This is a genomic window from Weizmannia sp. CD-2023, assembly GCF_036225245.1.
Classification (GTDB): Bacteria; Bacillota; Bacilli; order Bacillales; family Bacillaceae_C; genus Weizmannia; species Weizmannia faecalis.
Genome location: NZ_JARTJQ010000059.1, coordinates 24463 through 43546, shown reverse-complemented (window position 1 = coordinate 43546; position 19084 = coordinate 24463). Strand labels below are relative to the sequence as shown.

16 protein-coding genes and 2 riboswitches are annotated in these 19084 nt (G+C 48.0%); of the genes, 6 read left to right on the top strand and 10 right to left on the bottom strand.

Annotated elements, in window-relative coordinates; genetic code table 11:
* Window positions 1-297: 297 nt before the first annotated feature.
* Both glmS and P9687_RS08225 read left to right on the top strand, forming a co-directional pair.
* The gene (glmS, locus tag P9687_RS08230) at window positions 298-2133 is read left to right on the top strand and encodes a glutamine--fructose-6-phosphate transaminase (isomerizing) (RefSeq protein WP_014096341.1); all 1836 of its coding nucleotides are present in this window, start codon (window positions 298-300) and stop codon (window positions 2131-2133) included.
* 295 nt (window positions 2134-2428) lie between these two features.
* Entirely contained in the window at window positions 2429-3370 is a 942-nt protein-coding gene (locus P9687_RS08225) for a cation diffusion facilitator family transporter (protein ID WP_017550699.1), read from the top strand.
* On the opposite strand, the gene P9687_RS08220 is transcribed toward P9687_RS08225, so the two are convergent.
* Both P9687_RS08220 and P9687_RS08215 read right to left on the bottom strand, forming a co-directional pair.
* Window positions 3362-3589, bottom strand: coding sequence for a hypothetical protein (locus P9687_RS08220; protein ID WP_225620943.1), 228 nt, complete (start codon window positions 3587-3589; stop codon window positions 3362-3364). The genes P9687_RS08225 and P9687_RS08220 overlap by 9 nt on opposite strands.
* A gap of 498 nt (window positions 3590-4087) precedes the next feature.
* Window positions 4088-4981, bottom strand: a complete 894-nt coding sequence (locus tag P9687_RS08215) for an NERD domain-containing protein (RefSeq protein WP_035190733.1) — start codon at window positions 4979-4981, stop codon at window positions 4088-4090.
* A gap of 221 nt (window positions 4982-5202) precedes the next feature.
* Between P9687_RS08215 and P9687_RS08210 the strand changes: the two genes are divergently transcribed.
* Both P9687_RS08210 and P9687_RS08205 read left to right on the top strand, forming a co-directional pair.
* Complete coding sequence (locus tag P9687_RS08210) at window positions 5203-6132, top strand: DMT family transporter (protein ID WP_026685147.1); 930 nt, start codon at window positions 5203-5205, stop codon at window positions 6130-6132.
* Between the two features lie 124 nt (window positions 6133-6256).
* Window positions 6257-6481: a hypothetical protein gene (locus P9687_RS08205; RefSeq protein WP_026685146.1), complete on the top strand. Its 225-nt coding sequence runs from the start codon at window positions 6257-6259 to the stop codon at window positions 6479-6481.
* A gap of 290 nt (window positions 6482-6771) precedes the next feature.
* Here the strand turns inward: P9687_RS08205 and P9687_RS08200 are convergent, their stop codons facing one another.
* On the bottom strand, window positions 6772-7812 hold the full coding sequence (locus P9687_RS08200) for a GGDEF domain-containing protein (RefSeq protein WP_026685145.1): 1041 nt from the start codon (window positions 7810-7812) through the stop codon (window positions 6772-6774).
* A 78-nt stretch (window positions 7813-7890) separates the two neighbouring features.
* Window positions 7891-7976, bottom strand: a riboswitch (cyclic di-GMP riboswitch).
* Between the two features lie 483 nt (window positions 7977-8459).
* Window positions 8460-10052, bottom strand: coding sequence for a long-chain-fatty-acid--CoA ligase (locus P9687_RS08195; RefSeq protein WP_035190737.1), 1593 nt, complete (start codon window positions 10050-10052; stop codon window positions 8460-8462).
* 232 nt (window positions 10053-10284) lie between these two features.
* Between P9687_RS08195 and P9687_RS08190 the strand changes: the two genes are divergently transcribed.
* Complete coding sequence (locus P9687_RS08190) at window positions 10285-11388, top strand: glycerol dehydrogenase (protein ID WP_017550705.1); 1104 nt, start codon at window positions 10285-10287, stop codon at window positions 11386-11388.
* 725 nt (window positions 11389-12113) lie between these two features.
* Here P9687_RS08190 and P9687_RS08185 read toward each other — a convergent pair.
* From P9687_RS08185 to P9687_RS08160, 6 genes are all read right to left on the bottom strand, one after another.
* Window positions 12114-12644 carry a YbaK/EbsC family protein gene (locus tag P9687_RS08185; RefSeq protein WP_035182683.1) on the bottom strand — a complete coding sequence of 177 codons (531 nt, stop codon included), beginning with the start codon at window positions 12642-12644 and terminating at the stop codon, window positions 12114-12116.
* 132 nt (window positions 12645-12776) lie between these two features.
* Complete coding sequence (locus tag P9687_RS08180) at window positions 12777-13463, bottom strand: NAD(P)-binding protein (RefSeq protein WP_233896631.1); 687 nt, start codon at window positions 13461-13463, stop codon at window positions 12777-12779.
* Between the two features lie 226 nt (window positions 13464-13689).
* The gene (locus P9687_RS08175) at window positions 13690-14430 is read right to left on the bottom strand and encodes a sirohydrochlorin chelatase (RefSeq protein ID WP_035182689.1); all 741 of its coding nucleotides are present in this window, start codon (window positions 14428-14430) and stop codon (window positions 13690-13692) included.
* A 6-nt stretch (window positions 14431-14436) separates the two neighbouring features.
* Window positions 14437-15195, bottom strand: a complete 759-nt coding sequence (gene cobA, locus P9687_RS08170; RefSeq protein ID WP_017550710.1) for a uroporphyrinogen-III C-methyltransferase — start codon at window positions 15193-15195, stop codon at window positions 14437-14439.
* 400 nt (window positions 15196-15595) lie between these two features.
* Window positions 15596-16321: a phosphoadenylyl-sulfate reductase gene (locus P9687_RS08165; RefSeq protein WP_035182691.1), complete on the bottom strand. Its 726-nt coding sequence runs from the start codon at window positions 16319-16321 to the stop codon at window positions 15596-15598.
* A gap of 91 nt (window positions 16322-16412) precedes the next feature.
* Window positions 16413-16517, bottom strand: a riboswitch (SAM riboswitch).
* 325 nt (window positions 16518-16842) lie between these two features.
* Window positions 16843-17148 carry a TIGR04104 family putative zinc finger protein gene (locus P9687_RS08160; RefSeq protein ID WP_017550713.1) on the bottom strand — a complete coding sequence of 102 codons (306 nt, stop codon included), beginning with the start codon at window positions 17146-17148 and terminating at the stop codon, window positions 16843-16845.
* A gap of 169 nt (window positions 17149-17317) precedes the next feature.
* On the opposite strand from P9687_RS08160, the gene P9687_RS08155 reads away from it, so the two are divergent.
* Window positions 17318-18721, top strand: coding sequence for a glycosyl hydrolase family 28-related protein (locus P9687_RS08155; protein ID WP_017550714.1), 1404 nt, complete (start codon window positions 17318-17320; stop codon window positions 18719-18721).
* Window positions 18722-19084 lie beyond the last annotated feature (363 nt).

Sequence of the window (19084 nt, the reverse complement as noted above, 5' to 3'; positions counted from 1 at the left end):
ATACTTTCGGTGAAGGTTCGTGTCCGCCTACTATTTGAAGCCCCGGACTTATCTGAGGCCAGGTTTGGATAAGTCCGTACTGGACGTCATCTGAATATCAGATTTGGATGAGGCAAAAGGCGCAATCCGATCGGGTTGCGCTTTTTGTCCGTGTGCTCGAATATCCCTCCTGGTATACTTTGGAAATTCTGGCATTGCTGACTGCAGCACAATCGCTTTATTCCCCGCTCGGTTCATGTTAGCATGAAGATAGGAATACACGTGATAGAAGGAAAGCGATACGTTGAGGTGAAGAAGATGAGTGGAATCGTTGGGTACATTGGCAGACATTCGGCACAGCCGGTTCTGCTCGATTGCCTGAAAAAACTGGATTACCGGGGCTATGATTCAGCAGGCATTGCCGTCTCCGATATGAAAACCATCGGCGTCCGCAAAGAAAAAGGGCGCGTCGAAGATCTGGAAGCTTCCCTCCAGCTCGAACCGATTCCCGCCGGATGCCTTGGGATCGGCCACACAAGGTGGGCATCACACGGAATGCCGACCGTTGAAAATTCCCATCCGTTATGTGATGAAGAAGCACGTTTCTACGTTGTTCATAACGGAATTATTGAAAACTACCAGCAATTAAAAAAATTCCTTATCGCGCAGGGGCATCGTTTACAAACGGACACCGACACAGAAGTCATTCCGTATCTTCTCGCGCATTATGATACCGGCAATTTTGAAGAAACCGTGCGGATCGTCATTCCGCAATTAAAAGGTGCGTTTGCGCTTGCAATCATGGCAAAAGATCACCCGAACCAGATTATCGCCATTTCTTATGATAATCCGCTCATTATCGGCTTTGGCAGCGGGGAAGCTTATCTCTCCTCGGATATCCCGGCGCTGCTTTCGTATACAAAAGAAATTTACCCAATTAAAAACGGAGAGATGGCCATTTTGACCCAGACAAATGTGGAAATTAAGACACTTTCCGGGGAGAAAATTTTGCCGGAAAAGACATCCGTGCGCTGGAACCAAGACGAACTCAACCTGCAGGATTACGGTCACTACATGTTAAAAGAAATCATGGAGCAGCCGGAAGCAATCAAGCGCACGTTAAAAGACCGGCTGACAGAAAGCGGTGTCGTCATTCCGGAAGTGGACGATTTTTTCGCAAGGCGCAAGCTTACAGATCCGGAGAGAATCACCATTGTCGCAAGCGGCACCTCCCATCACGCCGGCATGATCGGCAAAAAGATTCTCGAAACCATGCTTGATATACCGGTTGAAGCCGCGATTGCATCTGAATTCAGATGTGAGCACGGGCGGTTGGACGAAAAAACGCTCGTCATTGCCATCAGCCAATCAGGAGAAACGGCGGATACAATTTCCGCCTTGAAAGAAGCGAAAAAGTCCGGGGCAGCGGTGATCGCGATCAGCAATTACCGAAAGAGCACGCTGGCGCGGAAATCGGATTGCGTAATTTATACGCATGCAGGGCCGGAACTGGCGGTTGCTGCAACAAAAGCCTATACAACCCAGATTACGGCGCTCGTCCTGCTTTCGATTGTTCTGGCAAAAAAACTGCACGGTTCCGGCGAAGGCCAAATCCCTGCCTTGCTCGATGCCCTTCATTCACTCGCTGATGACGTGGAAAAATGCCTGGTGATGACGCAGGATGCCATCGACCAGTTTGCACAGGTCACAAACGACCAGGAGCATCTATTCCTGATTGGCCGCGGGCTCGATTATGTCCTGGCGCTTGAAGGGGCGCTCAAACTCCAGGAAGTCGCCTATCTCCATGCGGATGCCTACGCGGCAGGAGAAATGAAACACGGCACAATGGCTTTGATCACGCCGGGTGTTCCGGTCATTGCCCTTGCCACCCAGGAACATTTGCGCGACAAGGCCATAAACAATATTAAAGAAGTAAAGGCACGTGATGCATATGTCGTCGGGATTACGACCACGGGAGATGACGAAGTGAGCGCCGTCGTAGACGAAGTGCTCTACATTCCGGAAGCACACCCCTTTCTCATGCCGGTCCTGGCCGCCATCCCGCTGCAGCTGCTTGCTTATTATGCCGGCATCGTACGTGGCTATGACGTTGACCGCCCGCGCAACCTGGCGAAGAGCTTAACCGTCGAGTAAAGGGAAATCGTGTTAAACTTTTTCAGGCCGTGCCTTTCACACAAAAACCGCCGGGGAAAAGGATTCTGGCGGTTTTTCTCTTTTAGGGCAGGCTCCTATTTGATTTTTTATCATATAATAAGCATTATAAATGATTCTATTTCTTTTTGTTTACAGCAATAACCCGCTAATCCATATTGATTCCCATTCTCAATTATTCAAAAAATTTATATTAATTGAGAATAAACGCTATTCTTTTTCGTTTCTTCGTGCTACAATACAGGTGAAAATAAGTTTATTTAGGAAGAGGTGTGCGATGATGCCGGAATATGATTATCACCACCTTCCCCATGTCAAAGTCCAGTCCGCATCAAAAAAAGCATTATGGGCAACGCTCGTCCTAACCTTGTTTTTCATGTTTGTTGAAATTGCTGGTGGTCTGATTTCGCATTCGCTTGCTTTGCTTTCCGACTCGGCACATATGGCTTCTGATGTCATTGCGCTCCTCTTCAGTATGCTTGCTTTGTTCATGGCGACACGCCCGCCAAACCGCAAATATACATTCGGCTATTTGCGGTTTGAAATCATCGCATCGTTCCTGAACGGGCTAACGCTTGCGGGCATTTCAATCGGTATTTTCATTGAAGGGATCAATCGCCTCGTCCATCCGCAACCCATTGATTTTAAGTGGATGTTTATCATTGCAGTGACCGGGCTTGTTGTGAACATCATCCTCACCATTGTGCTGCACCGGAGCACAAAAGAAGAAGAAAACTTAAATGTTCAAAGCGCGTTATGGCATTTTATCGGTGACTTATTGAATTCAGCCGGCGTGATTGTTTCCGCCCTGCTCATTTATTTTACGGGAATGAATTTCTTTGATCCGCTCATCAGCATCGTGATCGGCGGCATCATTTTTTACGGCGGTGCCAAAATCATCCGCGCTTCCTATTTGATTTTGATGGATACGGTGCCGGAAGGGTTTGATTTAGAACAGATCCGCACAGATATGTATCAAATTGAGGGTGTTGAAGACGTCCATGACATGCATCTTTGGAACATTTCTTCCGACCATTGTTCTCTGACCGCCCATGTATTTGTCAGGCATTCATCCGAACCGATGCACGTCATTTTGGCTGTCAATCAGATGCTTGAACAAAAATACGGCATCCGCCATACGACCATCCAGACAGAGGACCCCACCATCCATGATCATACCGATTATCTCCGGCAGAAAGACCGGACCGTTTCACTGTAGCTGCTGCTCAGCAGTTACAGTTTTTTTGTTTTCCAGCCAGACAATCCATTTGTAAAATCCGACCACACTGAGCAAAAGGAACGGATTTACGAGTGCCGAAATGGTGAAATTCCACCATCCGTAATGAAAATAACCCCATGGTGCCGGCAACAGGGTGATCATCTCACACCCCAGCATCAGCACTTCCCAAACGGCAATATAAAAAACCTTTTTATCCATGCTTTTCCAAACGGGAACCAGTTGAGATATAAAATATTGACAGGCGGAAGTAAACAAACCAAACCCGGGAGATTCTCCCAGTCCACTCCCTTTGTAAAATACCAGTAGCCATGGTACTTGTAATCGATATATACATCAAAAACCAAGTGGGAAGCGATGGTGAACGTCCAAATCTGTACGATCTGCCCGGGAGAAAGCCGCTTTTTTACACAAAAAACAGCCAGATTAAATCCAATGAGGGAAACAACATACCCAATCATGTTTGAGCCTCGCAATCAGCGTTAACGTTTTTTCAATAGCTTATGTTACCCGCCAATTTCTATACAGTCGCCAAATGGGCAGTGAGGGAAGGTATAGATTTGGGCCTTTTTACTTGTACGCCAGGTCCAGTTTGCTTCCCCGGTGGCGATTGGCGGATCAAAGCAAGGGCTGTGCACACATCGTTCTGGTTGGAGACTTTTTCCGATTGCGCCCTCCAGCTAAAATCGCACTGGTGTACTAATGCGCTGCCTCGCGCACGATTTTTGCCGCTGTTTGCGCATCCACGCGCAAAAATGAACAAAGTGCCTCATCCGGCGCATCCTGGCCAAAAAGCAAATAGAACTCTTCTATCGCTTTACGGTGCGCATCTTTACTGGTATGGCCGCAAACCTGGCAGTGCCACATGCCATTATTAAAATCCATTTCGAAACGGCGGCACACTGGGCACCCGACCCCCGTATACCATTCGCTTTGGTCAACCGGCCACGGAAAGATCCCCGATTTTTCGTGGCATTCCAGCAAATGCTTGTGCCATTTTTTAAAATGCTTGCTGTCCAGGACCGGCTGGCTGTATGTGTCCTGCATCTTTATAACTTTATAAACAGCCTGGCTTGCCGGGCAGATCTTCAATTCGTCTGCTGAATTGACAACAGGCATTTTCAGCTCGGCCTCCTCATGGCAAAGGACAAGCAAATACTCCAGCGTCAATTCGGGCAAATGCCGCATACGGGCCCATGTACATAAGATTTCTCTTTGTTTTTGCAGGCGCGCAAACGGTTCCGGCCAGCCTTTTTCCTTCCCGCCTTTTTGCTGGATAAGCTGGGAAAAAGCCGGATCCGGAAAAATCACGCCGGATAAATGGGTGTAGCCTATAATCAAAACAAGATTCCGTGTGAGAATTAACCCGTCCAGGCATGTATTTGCAATGGGCAGTGCATGGTAAACATGGAATTGGTCGGACGGAAGAATCTCCAAAAAACGGTCTGCCCGCTTCTCCCTTTTATATTTCGCCCTCCACTTTTTTACATCCTCCGCAATCTGCCCATACAGCGGATGCCTTTTGGGCAGCCTCCCCAGCAACGCCTCTCCCGCCCGGATTTGTGCGGGATATTCCCGCTGTTTTACAATCACGTCCAACTTCCCCTTTTTCATGATTTTATTTATTTTATTCGCTGCGTGGGAGGAAATATGTTAAAATTAAGAATATTATAGTGGGAGGTGCTGTTTGTGCGTCTGTATCTTGATCTGTTTGAAAATGACCAGCCTGTTCGTTCCTGATGCGGGGGACGAACAGCCGCTTCAAAACCCCCGTCTGGCTGTTAGATAAAAAATAAAGACGGAGGTTGATGACTGTGAAAAACAAATGGGCAGGTGCACTTTGCCTCGCACTTGCATCCGGCATCTGGGGCGGGATGTATGTGGTCAGTAAATATGTCTTAAACTTCGTACCGCCGCTTACGCTTTTATGGCTGCGGTATATGATCGGTTTTGCCGCACTGTACGCGATATTGCATGCCGGCAGAAAGAAAAAGGAAAAGGTAAGCCTTACAAAAAAAGACTGGCTGCTGCTCGCCTGGATCGGGTTTATCGGCTATTTTGCATCCGTTGCCATGCAGTTTATCGGGACGCAAAAAGCGGACGCCCATACCGGCGCGATCATTACATCCGCTTCTCCGGTTTTTATCGTGATATTCGCGCGCTTCATTTTAAAAGAAAAATTGACCGCGCGCAAAATACTGGCGCTGATTACCGCATCCGCGGGCGTTGTCATCGTGATCGGCTGGGACATTCACGTGCAAACCTATTTTTGGGGCAGCCTGATTCTGGCTGGAGCGATGATTACATGGGCACTTCTGTCCGTTTATGTAAAAGTGGCTTCCTGGAAAATGGATTCGTTAACCATTACAACATATGCCATTTTGTTCGGGCTGCTGTTTACAACGCCTTTTGCCGCCCGCGAAGCCATGATGGCCTGGCCTGTATCATCGGGCGGTTTTTGGGGGATGGCAGGTATTTTGTATCTCGGCGTCATCTCTACAGCCGGCGCTTTCTTCTTGTGGAACAAAGGGCTTGAAATGGTAGAGGCCGGCAGCGGGTCACTGTTTATGTTTTTGCAGCCTGTCACCGGCTCTTTTCTCGGCTGGCTTTTGCTCCATGAAAACCTGAACGGCCGCTTCTTTCTCGGCGGCGCCCTGATTCTGGCTGCAATTGCCATTTCGTTGCTCCCAGAAAGGATGCGCCTCGCACCCCGGATGGAAACGCCAAAAAATATATCGGATTAAAATAGCATCATAAGGCAAGGCCTGTCGCACCGGTCTTGCTTTTTTGTTTCTTTTTTTGCAAATTTGCAGGAATTTTTGCCGCTTTTATCGAAAAGGGAATAAAAAGGTTCCGGGAGGCAGAACAATGGATCGGTACAGTTGCTTGGCATATCTTTTGTTTCAAACGGATGATAACACGGTAAAAGAAGCGGCAATCCGCCTCGTACAGGGCAGCCTTACGCTCGAGGAGGCAAAAAGCGACAGCACGCTCAAGCCGTATTTGGAAGCCTGTGAAAAACGGCTGAACATACAGCCACCGGATGCCGAGCAGGTTTATGCATTTATGGAAAATTATATATACGCCGTATAAAAAGCATCTGGCAGGGCAAACCGGCGAACTTCTAAATGGCAGTCCCCGCTTAGGCTCCGCAAGCGGAAGTGTGCCGCCGCAAACGTATGCCCTGCCTCGCGTAGTGATTTTGCAAATTTTGAGGTTCGTCCGCGGTTATAGGCACTCTCCATGCCAAATCGCATACCCCAGTTTATGAGCAGCAAGTCTGTTAATTAAATGGACTACCGCTGTCATACGGTTTTTTGATTGCAAACCCGCCAGCTAAATGTTCGCCACATGCAATGAAGAAAATCCGCCTTTTCCCTGCCTTACAGCACCGTAATCCGGTTTCTGCCCTGACCCTTCGACTTGTACAGCCCTTCGTCCACCCGCCTTACAATGGTTTCTGCTGTATCCCCCGGTGTATATGCAGTCACACCGAAACTTGCGGACAGCTTTCCCGCATGCCCAAATGAATGGCGGCTAATGCTTGCTTTCAAATATTCCGCCAGTTCCTCTGCCTGGGGCAATTCATCCTTTGTAATGATGATGAATTCTTCACCGCCCCAGCGTCCGATGTAATCATTCGCTGAAATCACCCGGGAGGAAAGACGGACAAATTCCTTCAGCACCTCATCTCCTGTCTGGTGCCCGAACTGGTCATTCACCTGTTTAAAATAGTCGATATCGAAAAAAATCACGGAAAATGATGTGCCGGTTTTGTCCGCGTGTTTAACCGCAGCATCCAGCCATGCCTGCACCTGGCGTCGGTTGGCAATCCCGGTCAACATGTCCGAATAAGCCTTTTTCTTTTCCTCTTCCAATTCTCTAAATACTTTTAAGAGATAATGAGAAATGCAAAAGATGGCGATATAGACGAGATTGGCAAGGTAAAAGATCAGCATGGATATTTTATAGTCAAAGGAAAAATGGCGGAACCGCGGCATTCCGATCAGAAGCGTAGTCACGAACAAAGCGAGCGAATAAATGATCCCGTTCCGCTTTTTCAACGTGATAAAAATATAGAGAAATAGAAGCGGGCTCCAAATGATCGAAATTCCGATGGCTCCCTCTTTTCCCGGAACCATGTATTGAAAAACACAGTCCATCACGATGGCAAGATAATAAACCGTGAGGATCACGAGATTCACATAGTCAAACAAGCGGAAATAACGCTTGAAAACCATGCAGATGAGAAACAGAGCGTTCCAGGCAATCAGGATCCGCGTCGTGGCGAGATAAAATAAAGCTGTACGGGTGCCTGTGTGAGGGACCAAATTGTAAATCGCAAGGGCAGCGATCAAAAGCGGGCTGATCCAAAGATAAAGGATTCTTTTAAAATCTTCCAATGTCTCGATTTTCCTGCCCATTTCCGCCCCGCCTTTCTGATCAATCTCCGGGGAACTTGCAAACGAAAACAAAGGCCAAACTTCGGCTTTTCACTGCGCATTAGCAACTGGCTGGCATGGTTAGAAAACCGGTAGCCCCTGTAGTTTTGCGTCTCCATTTTTCAATGGATTTGCCCCTTTGATATAGGTCTTTTATCCTATTATACTGTATTTCTGTCCAAAAGAAACCATCAGTCAAAGGATAAGAAAGGGCAATTCGGTTAAAATTTGCCGTCTGCAGCTGCTGAAATCGTTTATGGCGATTCCGCCAACGCCCCCCGCCTCATCGCTGAAGCAAGGGGCATGGATGTGAAATGTTTTCCTCTGTTTTACGCCGAAATGTAACGCGTTGTCCTGTGCTTTTCAGCGGCCTTGCGTTTTGCCGGATCTGTTTCCGACATGTTCATTAGGGCTTGCTGAGTAAGCAAAATTTCTAAATTGGAAAGGAGGCTGACAACTTTGGTCGAAATTTAAATGCGAGCGTTTTACAAAAAATCTAGGAAAAAGCTTGCACTCGAAAGCTGATTCAACGTATTAGAGAAGACAGAATCACGCATTGTCGTAGATAGATTCTTCTGAGCTTGCTGATCAATTGGGACAAACGCAGAATCGGATTCGTTCAGCAAGCCCTAATTTACAAACCGCTCTGTTTTCCCGAGCTTTTCCCAGTATTCATTGCGCAGGCGGACTTTCTGGATTTTGCCAGATGCCGTTTTCGGCAACTCATCCACAAATGTCACACCCGTCACGGCTTTGAAATGGGCAAGCCTTTCCCTTGAAAAACGGATGATGTCTTCTTCTGTTGCGGCCGCATCTGCTTTCCGGACGACAAACGCATGCGGGGTCTCCCCCCATTTTTCATGTGGAACAGCAATCACCGCTGCTTCAAGGACAGCCGGATGCTCATACAGCACTCCTTCCACTTCTATAGAGGATATATTCTCTCCGCCACTGATAATAATGTCTTTTTTACGGTCGACGATATCGATATAGCCGTATTCATCAACGGTCGCCATATCCCCTGTATAGAGCCGCCCGTTCCGGATCGTTTTCATCGTTTCTTCCGGGTTTTTCCAGTATCCGAGCATAACACCATGGCCTCTTACCGTGACCTCGCCGATTTCTTTCCCGTCATGGGCCACTTCTTCGTCATTTTCCCGTAAAACCCGGACATCGCTTCCGATCATCGGAAACCCGGCTTTCGCCCGCAACCGCAATTGTGTATCACGGTCCAGCCCGCCAAGCTGCGAACGAATGACAGATACAAGGGTGAGCGGTGTTGACTCCGTCATGCCGTACACCTGGATGAATTCCCAGCCGAGTTCTTTTTCCACGCGTTCCACAAATGCGGGCGGCGGTGCAGCTCCGGCGATGACAACACGCACGTCCTGTTCAATAGCGGGATGGTGTTCCGCGTTGTACTGCAACAGGCTGTTCAGCACAGTTGGCGCCATATGCACCACCGTCACATTATGCCTGATGATTTCCGTGAAAATGGCTTCCGCCGACGGTTTGCGGAGGCAGACATGGGTCGCCCCGTTTGCTGTATAGTAAAACGGCGAGCCCCATCCGTTTACATGGAACATCGGGAGCACATGCAAATAGACATCGCGGTCCGTAACGCGCAAATGGTGCATCGCGCTTAATGCATGCAAATAATTATTGCGGTGGGTAAGCATCACGCCCTTAGGATTTCCGGTCGTCCCGCTCGTATAAAGCAGGCTGCACACATTGTTTTCATCGAGGCCGGCACGCGGGAACGGATCCGGCGGAAATCTGTCCAGCCAGCGGTCATAATCAATTTCAGCACAGTCATCCTCTTTATAGTGGATAATAATTTGCTCCACCGTTTCAAGCTCATCCTTTACCGGCTCGATCAAATGGTACATCTCCTGGTCCACAAACAATACTTTCGATCCGCTGTGATTTAAAATAAACCGGTAGTCTTCCGGGGTCAGCCGGATATTCAGCGGCACCATCACCGCCCCCAGCTGGAAAATCCCGTAAAAGCCTTCCAGCATTTCCACTGTATTCGGCGCGAGATAGGCCACCCGATCCCCTTTTTCAATGCCAAGATTTTTTAACCCGTACGACAGCCGGTTCACCCTTCCGTTCAGCTCCCGGTATGTAAACGCCCGGTCCCCGCAATACACCGCTGTTTTCCCGCCGTACAAAAGCACCGCGCGATCCAGAAATTCCGTCAACACCAATGGCACGTTCATGGACTCCCCTCCCATTTTCATTTTCTCCCTGTTTCCCCTTGCTGTTTAAAAACCAGCACTGTTGTATAACAATATTATAAAAGTTTTTAAACGCGTTTTCAATTGTCATATTTATTTGTTTTTTTGCAACATCAGATGGCCTTGTTTTCACATCTTTTACCTTGGTTTCCGTTTACATTTTTAATATAATGAGAGTATAGAAAGAAAAAAATTTTAGGAGGCAGTACATGTTATGAAAATTCCTGTAAAATCCGTTACATCGCCGAAAAAGTTTATCGTAGGGAACGGCCTGCTTGCCAATTTATATGCGTACATAAAAGATTTGGGCGACAATGCCTATGTGATTTGTGACGAATTCATCCTCGGCCGCGCAAAAGAAGAAGCCGGAAAATCTGTCCGGGAAGGCGGCGGGAAAGCAACTTTCGAACAGTTCAATTATCAAACCACCCAGGAAGAAGTAGACCGTAACCGCCGGCTTGCACGTGAAGCAGGCGCCAATGTCATTGTCGGCATCGGCGGCGGAAAAACGCTTGATACCGCAAAAGCAACCGCTTATTATGAAAAACTTCCGGTTGTCATTTTTCCGACGATTGCCTCCACTGACGCACCGTGCACGGCCCTTGCCGTTCTTTACAAAGAAGACGGCGCTTTTGACCGTTACTTGTTCCTGCCGAGCAATCCGGATGTCGTGCTCGCAGACACGGAAATTTTAGCTGCAGCACCGGTCCGCTTTTTCGCCGCCGGGATCGGGGACGCGCTTGCCACTTATTTTGAAGCGCGCGCCTGCTACGCGGCAAACGGCGACAACCTTGTTTTAATGAAGCCATCCCTCACCGGCCTGGCCATTGCCCGCACTTGCTACGAAACGATTCTCGAAAACGGCGTAAAAGCAGTGGAAGCCGTGAAAAACAAAGTGCCAACCCGGGCGGTGCAGGATACCATTGAAGCGACCATCTATTTGAGCGGTGTCGGTGCGGAATCCGGCGGTCTTGCCGCAGCACACGCCATCCATAACGGCATGACAGCTGTCCCTGCCCTCCATCGTGCACAGCACGGCGAAAAAGTGACATTTGGCCTGCTCGCACAGCTCGTCCTTGAAAATGCACCGAAAGAAGAGCTTGAAACTGTCATCCGCTTTATCAAAGCAGTCGGCCTGCCGCTAACACTGAAGGACCTCGGCGTGGAAGAATTTGTAGAAGCCGAATGGCGAAAAGTGGCGGAAGATGCTTGTGCCGATGATGACACAATGGGCAACGAACCATTCCCGGTTACGCCTGAAGATGTGTACAATGCCATTGTTGCCGCCAATGCCATTGCCGAAAAGTACCATGATTAAATCAAAGCAGCATATGTGAATCCATCACAAAAACGACGGGAAAACACGATCGTGTATCCCGCCGTTTTTGTCTATATCATATGAACTTAAGTTAGGACTTGCTGAACAAATCCAATTCTGCGTTTGTGCCCAATTTGTTAGTAATCTCTAGAAAAATTCATCTTTGAAAATGCGATTCTGTCTTCTCTATATATTGAATCCGCTATCAAGCTTTCTTCACATAGAGTACGTCTACGTTAAGGAAGCACGGAAAATTGAAGGTCTTTCTTCACATAGAACGCGTCTACGTTAAGATAGCATGAAAAATTGACGGTCTTTCTTAACATAGAGCCCGTCTACGTTAAGGAAGCACGAAAAAAAGATGACCTTTCTTCACATAGAGCCCGTCTATGTTAAGGAAGCACGGAAAATTGAAGGTCTTTCTTCACATAGAGGGCGTCTACGTTAAGGAAGTACGAAAAATTGACGGCCTTTCTTAACATAGAGCCCGTCTACGTTAAGAAAGCACGAAAAAAAGATGGCCTTCCTTCACATAAGGCGCGTCTACATTAAGAAAGCAAGCAAAAACGAAGGCCTCGCATTAAATTTATGCCAAAGCTGTCAGCATCCTTGCCAAATCTAGGAATTTTGCTTATTCAGGAAGCCCTAATTATATATCAAGCATTTTCCGGCGCGTACCCGGGGCCTCTTTCCATCTCAAAGGCAAGTCTGAAGCGACACGTAGATTATTGCGGATCCGATAAGACACCAGTCCCAGCTACTTGCTGGTAATCTTCCACCGTTTTCCAGCCCTTGCAGACGTCCACCCATTTTTCGGCCTTCCCGTATGTATACAATTCTTCGCAGGTCAATTCAATTGCCGAGTTGCCGCTCCCGCATGCCGGAAATACGGTCGTGAACCGTTTGAGTGAGACGTCCATATAGACCGGCAAATCTTTTTTCAAACCGAACGGGCAGACGCCGCCGACAGCATGGCCGGTATGCTCAAGCGTTTCTTCCGGTGACAGCATCCGCGCTTTCCCGCCGAATGTTTGCCGGAATTTTTTATTGTCGATTTTCGCATCTCCCGCGGTGACAACAAGAAGGGCTTCTTCCTCACCGGTACCCCTGAACGCAAGCGTTTTTGCAATCCGTTCCGGTTCCGTGTTCAGCGCCTCAGCTGCAAGTTCAACCGTCGCGCTTGATGACGACAGGACGAGAACATCTTCTTCCCGATCCCACTGCTTAAAATAGGCTTTGACATCTTCCAATGACATATGGCGACACTCCTTTTTGTGAAAATTTTTAACCCCATTGTAACGGAAGCCATTCCGGGTTGCAAACAGGCTTGCCAAGTTTTTCGCCGGGCACACCGGCTGACTTCCCAAAGCTGCAGCTTCATTCGTTTTTCAACGGGCAGTCCCTTGTATGCGGCTGTGAAAGAAAGATAAGGTTTCCTGCTGCTTTTCAGGCTTGCGGTATGCTTCTCCAAGCAGCTTCTCCAGCCATTCGCTTCTTTCCGATGGAGAAAACTGCGGCCGCTTCAGAAGCTGGCGGCACTCATATAAAAAATCCACATATTGGGCGTAGTTCGTATCATAATGTTCGGATAATTCATTTGCAATTTTGGAAGCCAGTTTCGGGCTTGCCCCGGCTGTAGAAACACTGATGGAAAGCCTGCCCTTTTGGAAAAACGCCGGAAAAGCAAGGTTGCCATTTCCCGCATGGCCGGCATCGTTCACGAGGGCTTTGGCCGGGGCATGGGCAACAATCCGGCTGTTTGTCTCCGGATCATTTGTCGCTGCAATAACCACATCGGCCTGCCGGATGTCTTCTGGTTCGAATGTTTTCTGTTTCCAAATGAATGCGCGTTGTTGAGCCATAGCCTGCAATTCATCGTTCAGGTGCGGGCTCACGACGGTAACGTATGCCCCCGCTTCCTGCAAAAGCCGGAATCTGCGTGCCGCAACTTTTCCACCGCCGATAACAACAGCCTGCTTCCCGTCTAAATCGACCATAACCGGTACCCAAACCATTCCTGATCTCCTTTCCAGTTTATCCATTGCAAAAAGCCCGCCGTTCTCCCTGCTTGGCATGCTCCCATTCCAGCGTTTCCTGGAAAGCCGGAATCGGGTAAGTGCCGGCACGCGCAATGGAAAACGCCGGGCCGCGGGCATTTTTCAAACTGCATCGGACCCAAAAAAGTGCCGGTACGCGCAATGAACGCTGCACCCCGGCACCTTTTAAACTGCATCGCCCCAAAAAGTCCGGGGTGCACAATAGAAAACACCGCAGGCTTGACTGGGTAAAAATCCCGTGATCTCAAATAAAATCCTCTGCGCCCAACGCTTCTTTTGCCCGAACGGCCAATGCGTCCGCCATATCCGGATGGCAGCCGAGATACCGTGCCAGCCGGATATCATATCCTTCCCGCTGCAGCATGCCCACTTTCTTTTCCAGCGACCGGACGAGCACGCCGGTAAACCAAAGATAAGGGGCCACAACTACCGGGTGCCCGGTTGCGGTCAGCTCCTTCAGCGCATCATCAAAACGAGGCTCAAGCACTGCCAAATAAGCCGTTTTGATCTGTTCTGTCCCCAATTGCGCACGCAACCCGGCAGCAATTTTTGCAAAATCGCACAGTGTTTCCGGGTTGCGGCTGCCGCGTCCAACAAGCAGAATCCAGGCACCCGGAGGCATGCCGGTTTCCAAAATATTTTCTGCCAAAATTTCGATGATCCGGTCCCCGACACCGAGCGGGCGGCCGTACGTAAACACAATATGCGGATAACGCTGTTTCGCTTCCCGGATCGCGCGCGGGATATCCTCATAATAATGCCCGGCACTCAGCAGCAATACCGGCACAACAGCAATGCGCCCTGCGCCGCCCCGGACAAGCGCATCAATCCCTGCCGCAATATCCGGTTCCGCAATTTCCAGATAGCAAATTTCCTGGAGATCCGCATCCACCTGCGCCATTGCTTGCCGGATCGTCGCTGTTGCTTCCCGGGCGGTTTCAGGCACACGGCTGCCATGGCTGACATATAAAACGCCTTGTTTCATACCCGTTCACCCGGTACAGGCCGGAGCAGCAGAAAGCTGTTCAAACCATTTTAACTCTTCGCGCAGTTTTACCACTTCTCCGATGATCAAAAGCGATGGGTTGCGCAGCCCAGCCGCCTTTTCACTTAAATTTCCAAGCGTGCTGACCGCGGTTTCCTGTTTTTCAGTCGTGCCCCAGCGGATTAGTGCAGCCGGCATGTCCGGTGATTTGCCGTGCTTTATCAGTTGCGCACAGATGAGTGGCAGATTTTTCACGCCCATATAAATGCAAAGTGTATCAATTCCCGCATATTTGGACCAATACGCATCAAGATCTTCGCCTTTTTTCGTGACGCCCGCGATAAAAGCAACGGATGTACTGAGCCCGCGGTGGGTGAGCGGAATGCCGGCATAGGCGGGCACAGCGGAACCGGCTGTAATTCCCGGCACGATTTCAAACGGAATATGTTTTTGCACCAGGACTTCCGCTTCCTCCCCGCCTCTACCGAATATAAACGGATCACCGCCCTTTAAACGGACAACCGTTTTTCCTTGGTTAGCAAATTTCACAAGCAGGTGGTTGATCATATCCTGCGTCATCGTATGGGCATCCGGTTTTTTCCCGCAGTAGACAAGTTCTGCATCCGGCCTTGCCTCTTTTAACAGGTCCGGATTCACCAGCCGGTCATATAAAATGACATCCGCTTCCCGGATCAGGCGCAATCCTTTCACTGTAATCAGCTCCGGATCGCCGGGTCCTGCCCCGACTAAATATACTTTTCTCATTTCTTCACCTGCTTTAAACTTAATCGGACTCGTTGTTTTGGTTGATGCGAGCACTTGAACAATCCTAGTCTGGATTGGCTACAAGCGGGCACCTGAAAAAGCTGGCTGCTTTTGCCGCTAGAGCTTGCTGAACGGGTCCAATTCTGCGTTTGTACCCAATTTATCAGCAAGCTCCATCTCAAAATATAAAAGAATCCATCTTCGAAAATGCGATTTTATCTTCTCTATACGCTGAATCAGCTTCCAAGTGCAATTTTTTCCCTGGTTTTTTCATAAAACCGATTTGTATATAAATTTTTGCCGCATTCTTACCAAATCTAGGAATTTTGTAAAATGAACGAAATCTTGTCATGCAGACTGATGCTTACTCTTATTACCTATGTCATTTTATATAGCAGCCTTATTTTTTCTGAACCGTATGCAGCCCGCATTCGGTTTTATTAAAGCCCGCCCATCTTCCTGCTCTTGAGTCGCTGTTTCCGACAGCACGTGTGCACGGGAAGCAGCCGATGCTCGGATATCCCTGGTCGTGCAATTCGTTATATGGAAGATTGTTAGACCGGATATAGTTCCAAACATCATCCCATGTCCAATGAATCAGCGGGCAAATTTTAATCGAATGGAACCTTTCATCTTTATTGACAAAATTCGTTTTTGCCCTTGTCGGCGATTGCTCCCGCCGTAAGCCGGATATCCAGGCCGCCGCTCCCTGCAGCGTTTCTTCAAGCGGCTTGATTTTCCGGATATAGCAGCATTGGTCCGGATCCCTTTTCCAAAGGGCAGATCCGTATTGCGCCGCCTGTTCATCAAGCGTAAGCGACGGTTTTTTCATTTGTATATTTAAAGCCGGATATTTCTTTTTCACTTTTTCAATCAATTCGTAAGTCTGCGGAAAGTGCAGGTCGGTATCCAAAAATACGATATCCGCATCTTCTCTGACTTTCGAAATGAGATCAATCAGCACCATTCCTTCTGCGCCGAAACTGCACGCATATACCACTGATTTGCCGTACGTGCCATATGCCCACTGCAAAATTTCCAATGCGCCCTTCGTTTCATCTTCCGGCACGAACGCTGCGAACGGATCCGACGTAAACTGTTCATATGTGAGCCGCGTTTGCTCCACTCTATTCCCTTCTTTCGCATTCGATTACTAAGGATTAAACGACAAAAATCTTCTTACCCTGAAGTAAGAAGATATCCATTCCCGGGAAATCTTCTTATCTTTCAGGCCACCACCTGCAGGAATTGGCACAGTGCCCATTTCCGGACCTGCTGCCGAGGCTTCACAGGGCCCTTCCCTCCACCTCTCTTGATAAGAAAATAACAATATATAAGCTTGAAGTTTATTGTATACCTTCTTATGCTATTCGTCAACGAAAAATTCTGATAAAGAAAATCAGGCCCATTTTCAAGAAAAATGTTTATATGTCGGTTTTTGATCCTCATTTGATGGAAAAGGTTTCCAACTGACCCTTCATTTTTTGGCTAGCTTCCTTGGGCTTTTCTTCAAAATTTTGCTTCTGTACCAGATTGGTCATTCATCTTTAAACTTGCGGATGTCCTCAGTCGTACCAGGCTCAAATCTGTGCTTCATCTCACCCGGATTTCTGCAGCATCTTTTTAAAAAGGAGCAACAGCTACCTTTTACCATAGAGGTCTTTCCTTATTATCAAACGAATAAACATAAGGCATCGTAAGAATCAAACAAACCCAAATAATGACGATTAGTGTTATGAATGCAACTTTTGGAATGCCCAATATCATCAGTCCAAATGATACGAAAAGGCAAAGTAGAGAAAGATAACCAACTTTATTTCGAAACTTCATACTTGGATATAACTTGGCTGTACAATTTGGACATTCCATGGTTTGGTCAAACTTCCATAGTCTCTTAAAAATATAAATCCACTTAAATTGATGGTTACAATTCAAACATTTTGGCAGGCTCATTAAATTTCACCTTCCTTTTCATTGATTCTAACATAAAATTCAATTTATTTTTTATATTAACAACTATGGTTTGGAAAAGTCTTCTTTTTCAGTGCGTTTTCCAACCTGCGGGGGTAAACTACATATATCAATTGACACAGACTGAATGAAGGCAAAGCGAGGTGGAAAAATGATTCATTTGGACAAGCATCATGACCCCTGGACAAACGGCATACTGCTGCGCCAACTTTCACGCAGGACAGTCCAGCCGGGTACCCTGATCCGGGAGAATGAAGCACTTTTTCAACAGTACTGTCAGCCGGAATTTCACAAACCGTTTTCCCTTTCACGGTTGCTGCTGAACCGGCGATATCCGGTTGAACCGTATAAAACGCTTGCAGATCAGAACGGCCTTGTGTACCCGGAATGGAAAACGATATTGGATCAAGCGTACAGCCGTCTGCTGGCTGTGGCATCCCGTACAGTCAATGTGGCAGATTACGGTGCGGTCGGCGATGGAAAAACCGACTGCACAGCGGCTTTCCAAAAAGCATTGGGAAACGGCCGGGTGAAAGTGATCGTACCGAATGGTGTTTTTCTAGTAAAGGGGCTTAAGCTGCCTTCATGGACATGCCTTTGCGGCAGCGGAAAAGGCGTAACCATCATCAAACTCCATCCGCATGCACCGAAAAAAACGCGTCTCATCCAAAATGCCCATTTTCATCGTGGCAATCACCATATATCGGTGGAGGGGCTCACGCTCGATTGGAATGTCGAAAGGCTCGGGCAAGAGGAAAGAACGGCGGCAGGAAATAACCGTTCAAGCTGCCTGACTTTTGCGCACGTCACGTTCGGCTGGGTGAAAAATGTGGAGGCGGTGGGGGCCGGACTGCACGGTTTTGATGTATCCTCTGCCCGTTATCATTATTTGGGAGACGGCTTTCTCGCCCCAGGAAGGAGCCGCTATATCTGGCTGGACGGGCTCACGGCAAGCGGATTCGGTGATGACGGGATTACCACCCACCATAGCGACTATTGTTTTATTTCAAATTCTTTCTGTTACAACCCAAGTGGAAGGGCCCACAAAAAAGGGTTTTCCAACTCCAATGGCATTGAGATTGATGACGGCTCGCGCCATGTATGGCTTTGCAATAATGCATCAAGCGGCTGTTTCGGAGGTGTTGAAATCAAAGCCCACCACAATGCATCGGCTGCTTCTCATGTGCATTTGTATGGCCATCTTTCTGTCCGCGACAACCGCTCTTTTAACTTCCGGCATATCGGCCACCATAAAGGCAAAGATGCCGATTCGAAAAGCGCGAACCATATTGTGGCGGCCAATCTAGTTTCTGTCGCACCGGTGTTTACGGATTTATATGAAGGTTCAACGCCGCGCAGCCTCGTTGTTTCCGCTTACCGAAACGTTGTAATTAACGGGCTGACTGCGCTTGGCGACCCGGATTATGATTTCAAGGGAAATCCTGTTGTCGCCATCCAGTACCGCGCAAAAAATGTTATTTTGAAAAATGTAGAAATCAGCGGGTTTCAAAATGCAAAACGGATCAGGGGCAAAGACAAATGCGTACTGCTGTAATGCTTGGATTGTTCATAAATAAAGAGAGAATCTAAGCAAGACTTGCCGAATGAATCGGATAATAGCTTCTTATCCGATTCACCCTGCAAGTCCAGCCTTCATGTTTGCCACCAATAGAAGCGATATCTGCAAAAAAGGGGATGAAATGGCTTTCGAGTGCAAAGTTTTTTCTACATCTTTTTGAAACCCTTGCATTTAAAGTTCGGCAAAACCCTTGGGATCCTTGCCCGTCCGAGATTTTGCTGATTCAGCAAGCCCTGGATCCTTCCTTTTCATCATCGTTTGAAGATCATTTCCCGGGGAAACTTGGTGTCTTTTGTCATGAATGCGGGCGTGGAAAGACATTTCTATACAAAGTTTTTG

Coding starts and splice junctions, on each gene's coding strand:
- P9687_RS08205 (WP_026685146.1), top strand. CDS start 6,257: ATGGATCGGTACAGTTGCTTGGCATATCTTTTGTTTCAAACGGATGAT.
- P9687_RS08175 (WP_035182689.1), bottom strand. CDS start 14,430: ATGAAACAAGGCGTTTTATATGTCAGCCATGGCAGCCGTGTGCCTGAA.
- P9687_RS08180 (WP_233896631.1), bottom strand. CDS start 13,463: ATGCCAAGCAGGGAGAACGGCGGGCTTTTTGCAATGGATAAACTGGAA.
- P9687_RS08220 (WP_225620943.1), bottom strand. CDS start 3,589: ATGGATAAAAAGGTTTTTTATATTGCCGTTTGGGAAGTGCTGATGCTG.
- P9687_RS08200 (WP_026685145.1), bottom strand. CDS start 7,812: ATGGGCAGGAAAATCGAGACATTGGAAGATTTTAAAAGAATCCTTTAT.
- P9687_RS08195 (WP_035190737.1), bottom strand. CDS start 10,052: ATGAACGTGCCATTGGTGTTGACGGAATTTCTGGATCGCGCGGTGCTT.
- cobA (WP_017550710.1), bottom strand. CDS start 15,195: ATGAGAAAAGTATATTTAGTCGGGGCAGGACCCGGCGATCCGGAGCTG.
- glmS (WP_014096341.1), top strand. CDS start 298: ATGAGTGGAATCGTTGGGTACATTGGCAGACATTCGGCACAGCCGGTT.
- P9687_RS08225 (WP_017550699.1), top strand. CDS start 2,429: ATGATGCCGGAATATGATTATCACCACCTTCCCCATGTCAAAGTCCAG.
- P9687_RS08190 (WP_017550705.1), top strand. CDS start 10,285: ATGAAAATTCCTGTAAAATCCGTTACATCGCCGAAAAAGTTTATCGTA.
- P9687_RS08155 (WP_017550714.1), top strand. CDS start 17,318: ATGATTCATTTGGACAAGCATCATGACCCCTGGACAAACGGCATACTG.
- P9687_RS08160 (WP_017550713.1), bottom strand. CDS start 17,148: ATGAGCCTGCCAAAATGTTTGAATTGTAACCATCAATTTAAGTGGATT.
- P9687_RS08185 (WP_035182683.1), bottom strand. CDS start 12,644: ATGTCATTGGAAGATGTCAAAGCCTATTTTAAGCAGTGGGATCGGGAA.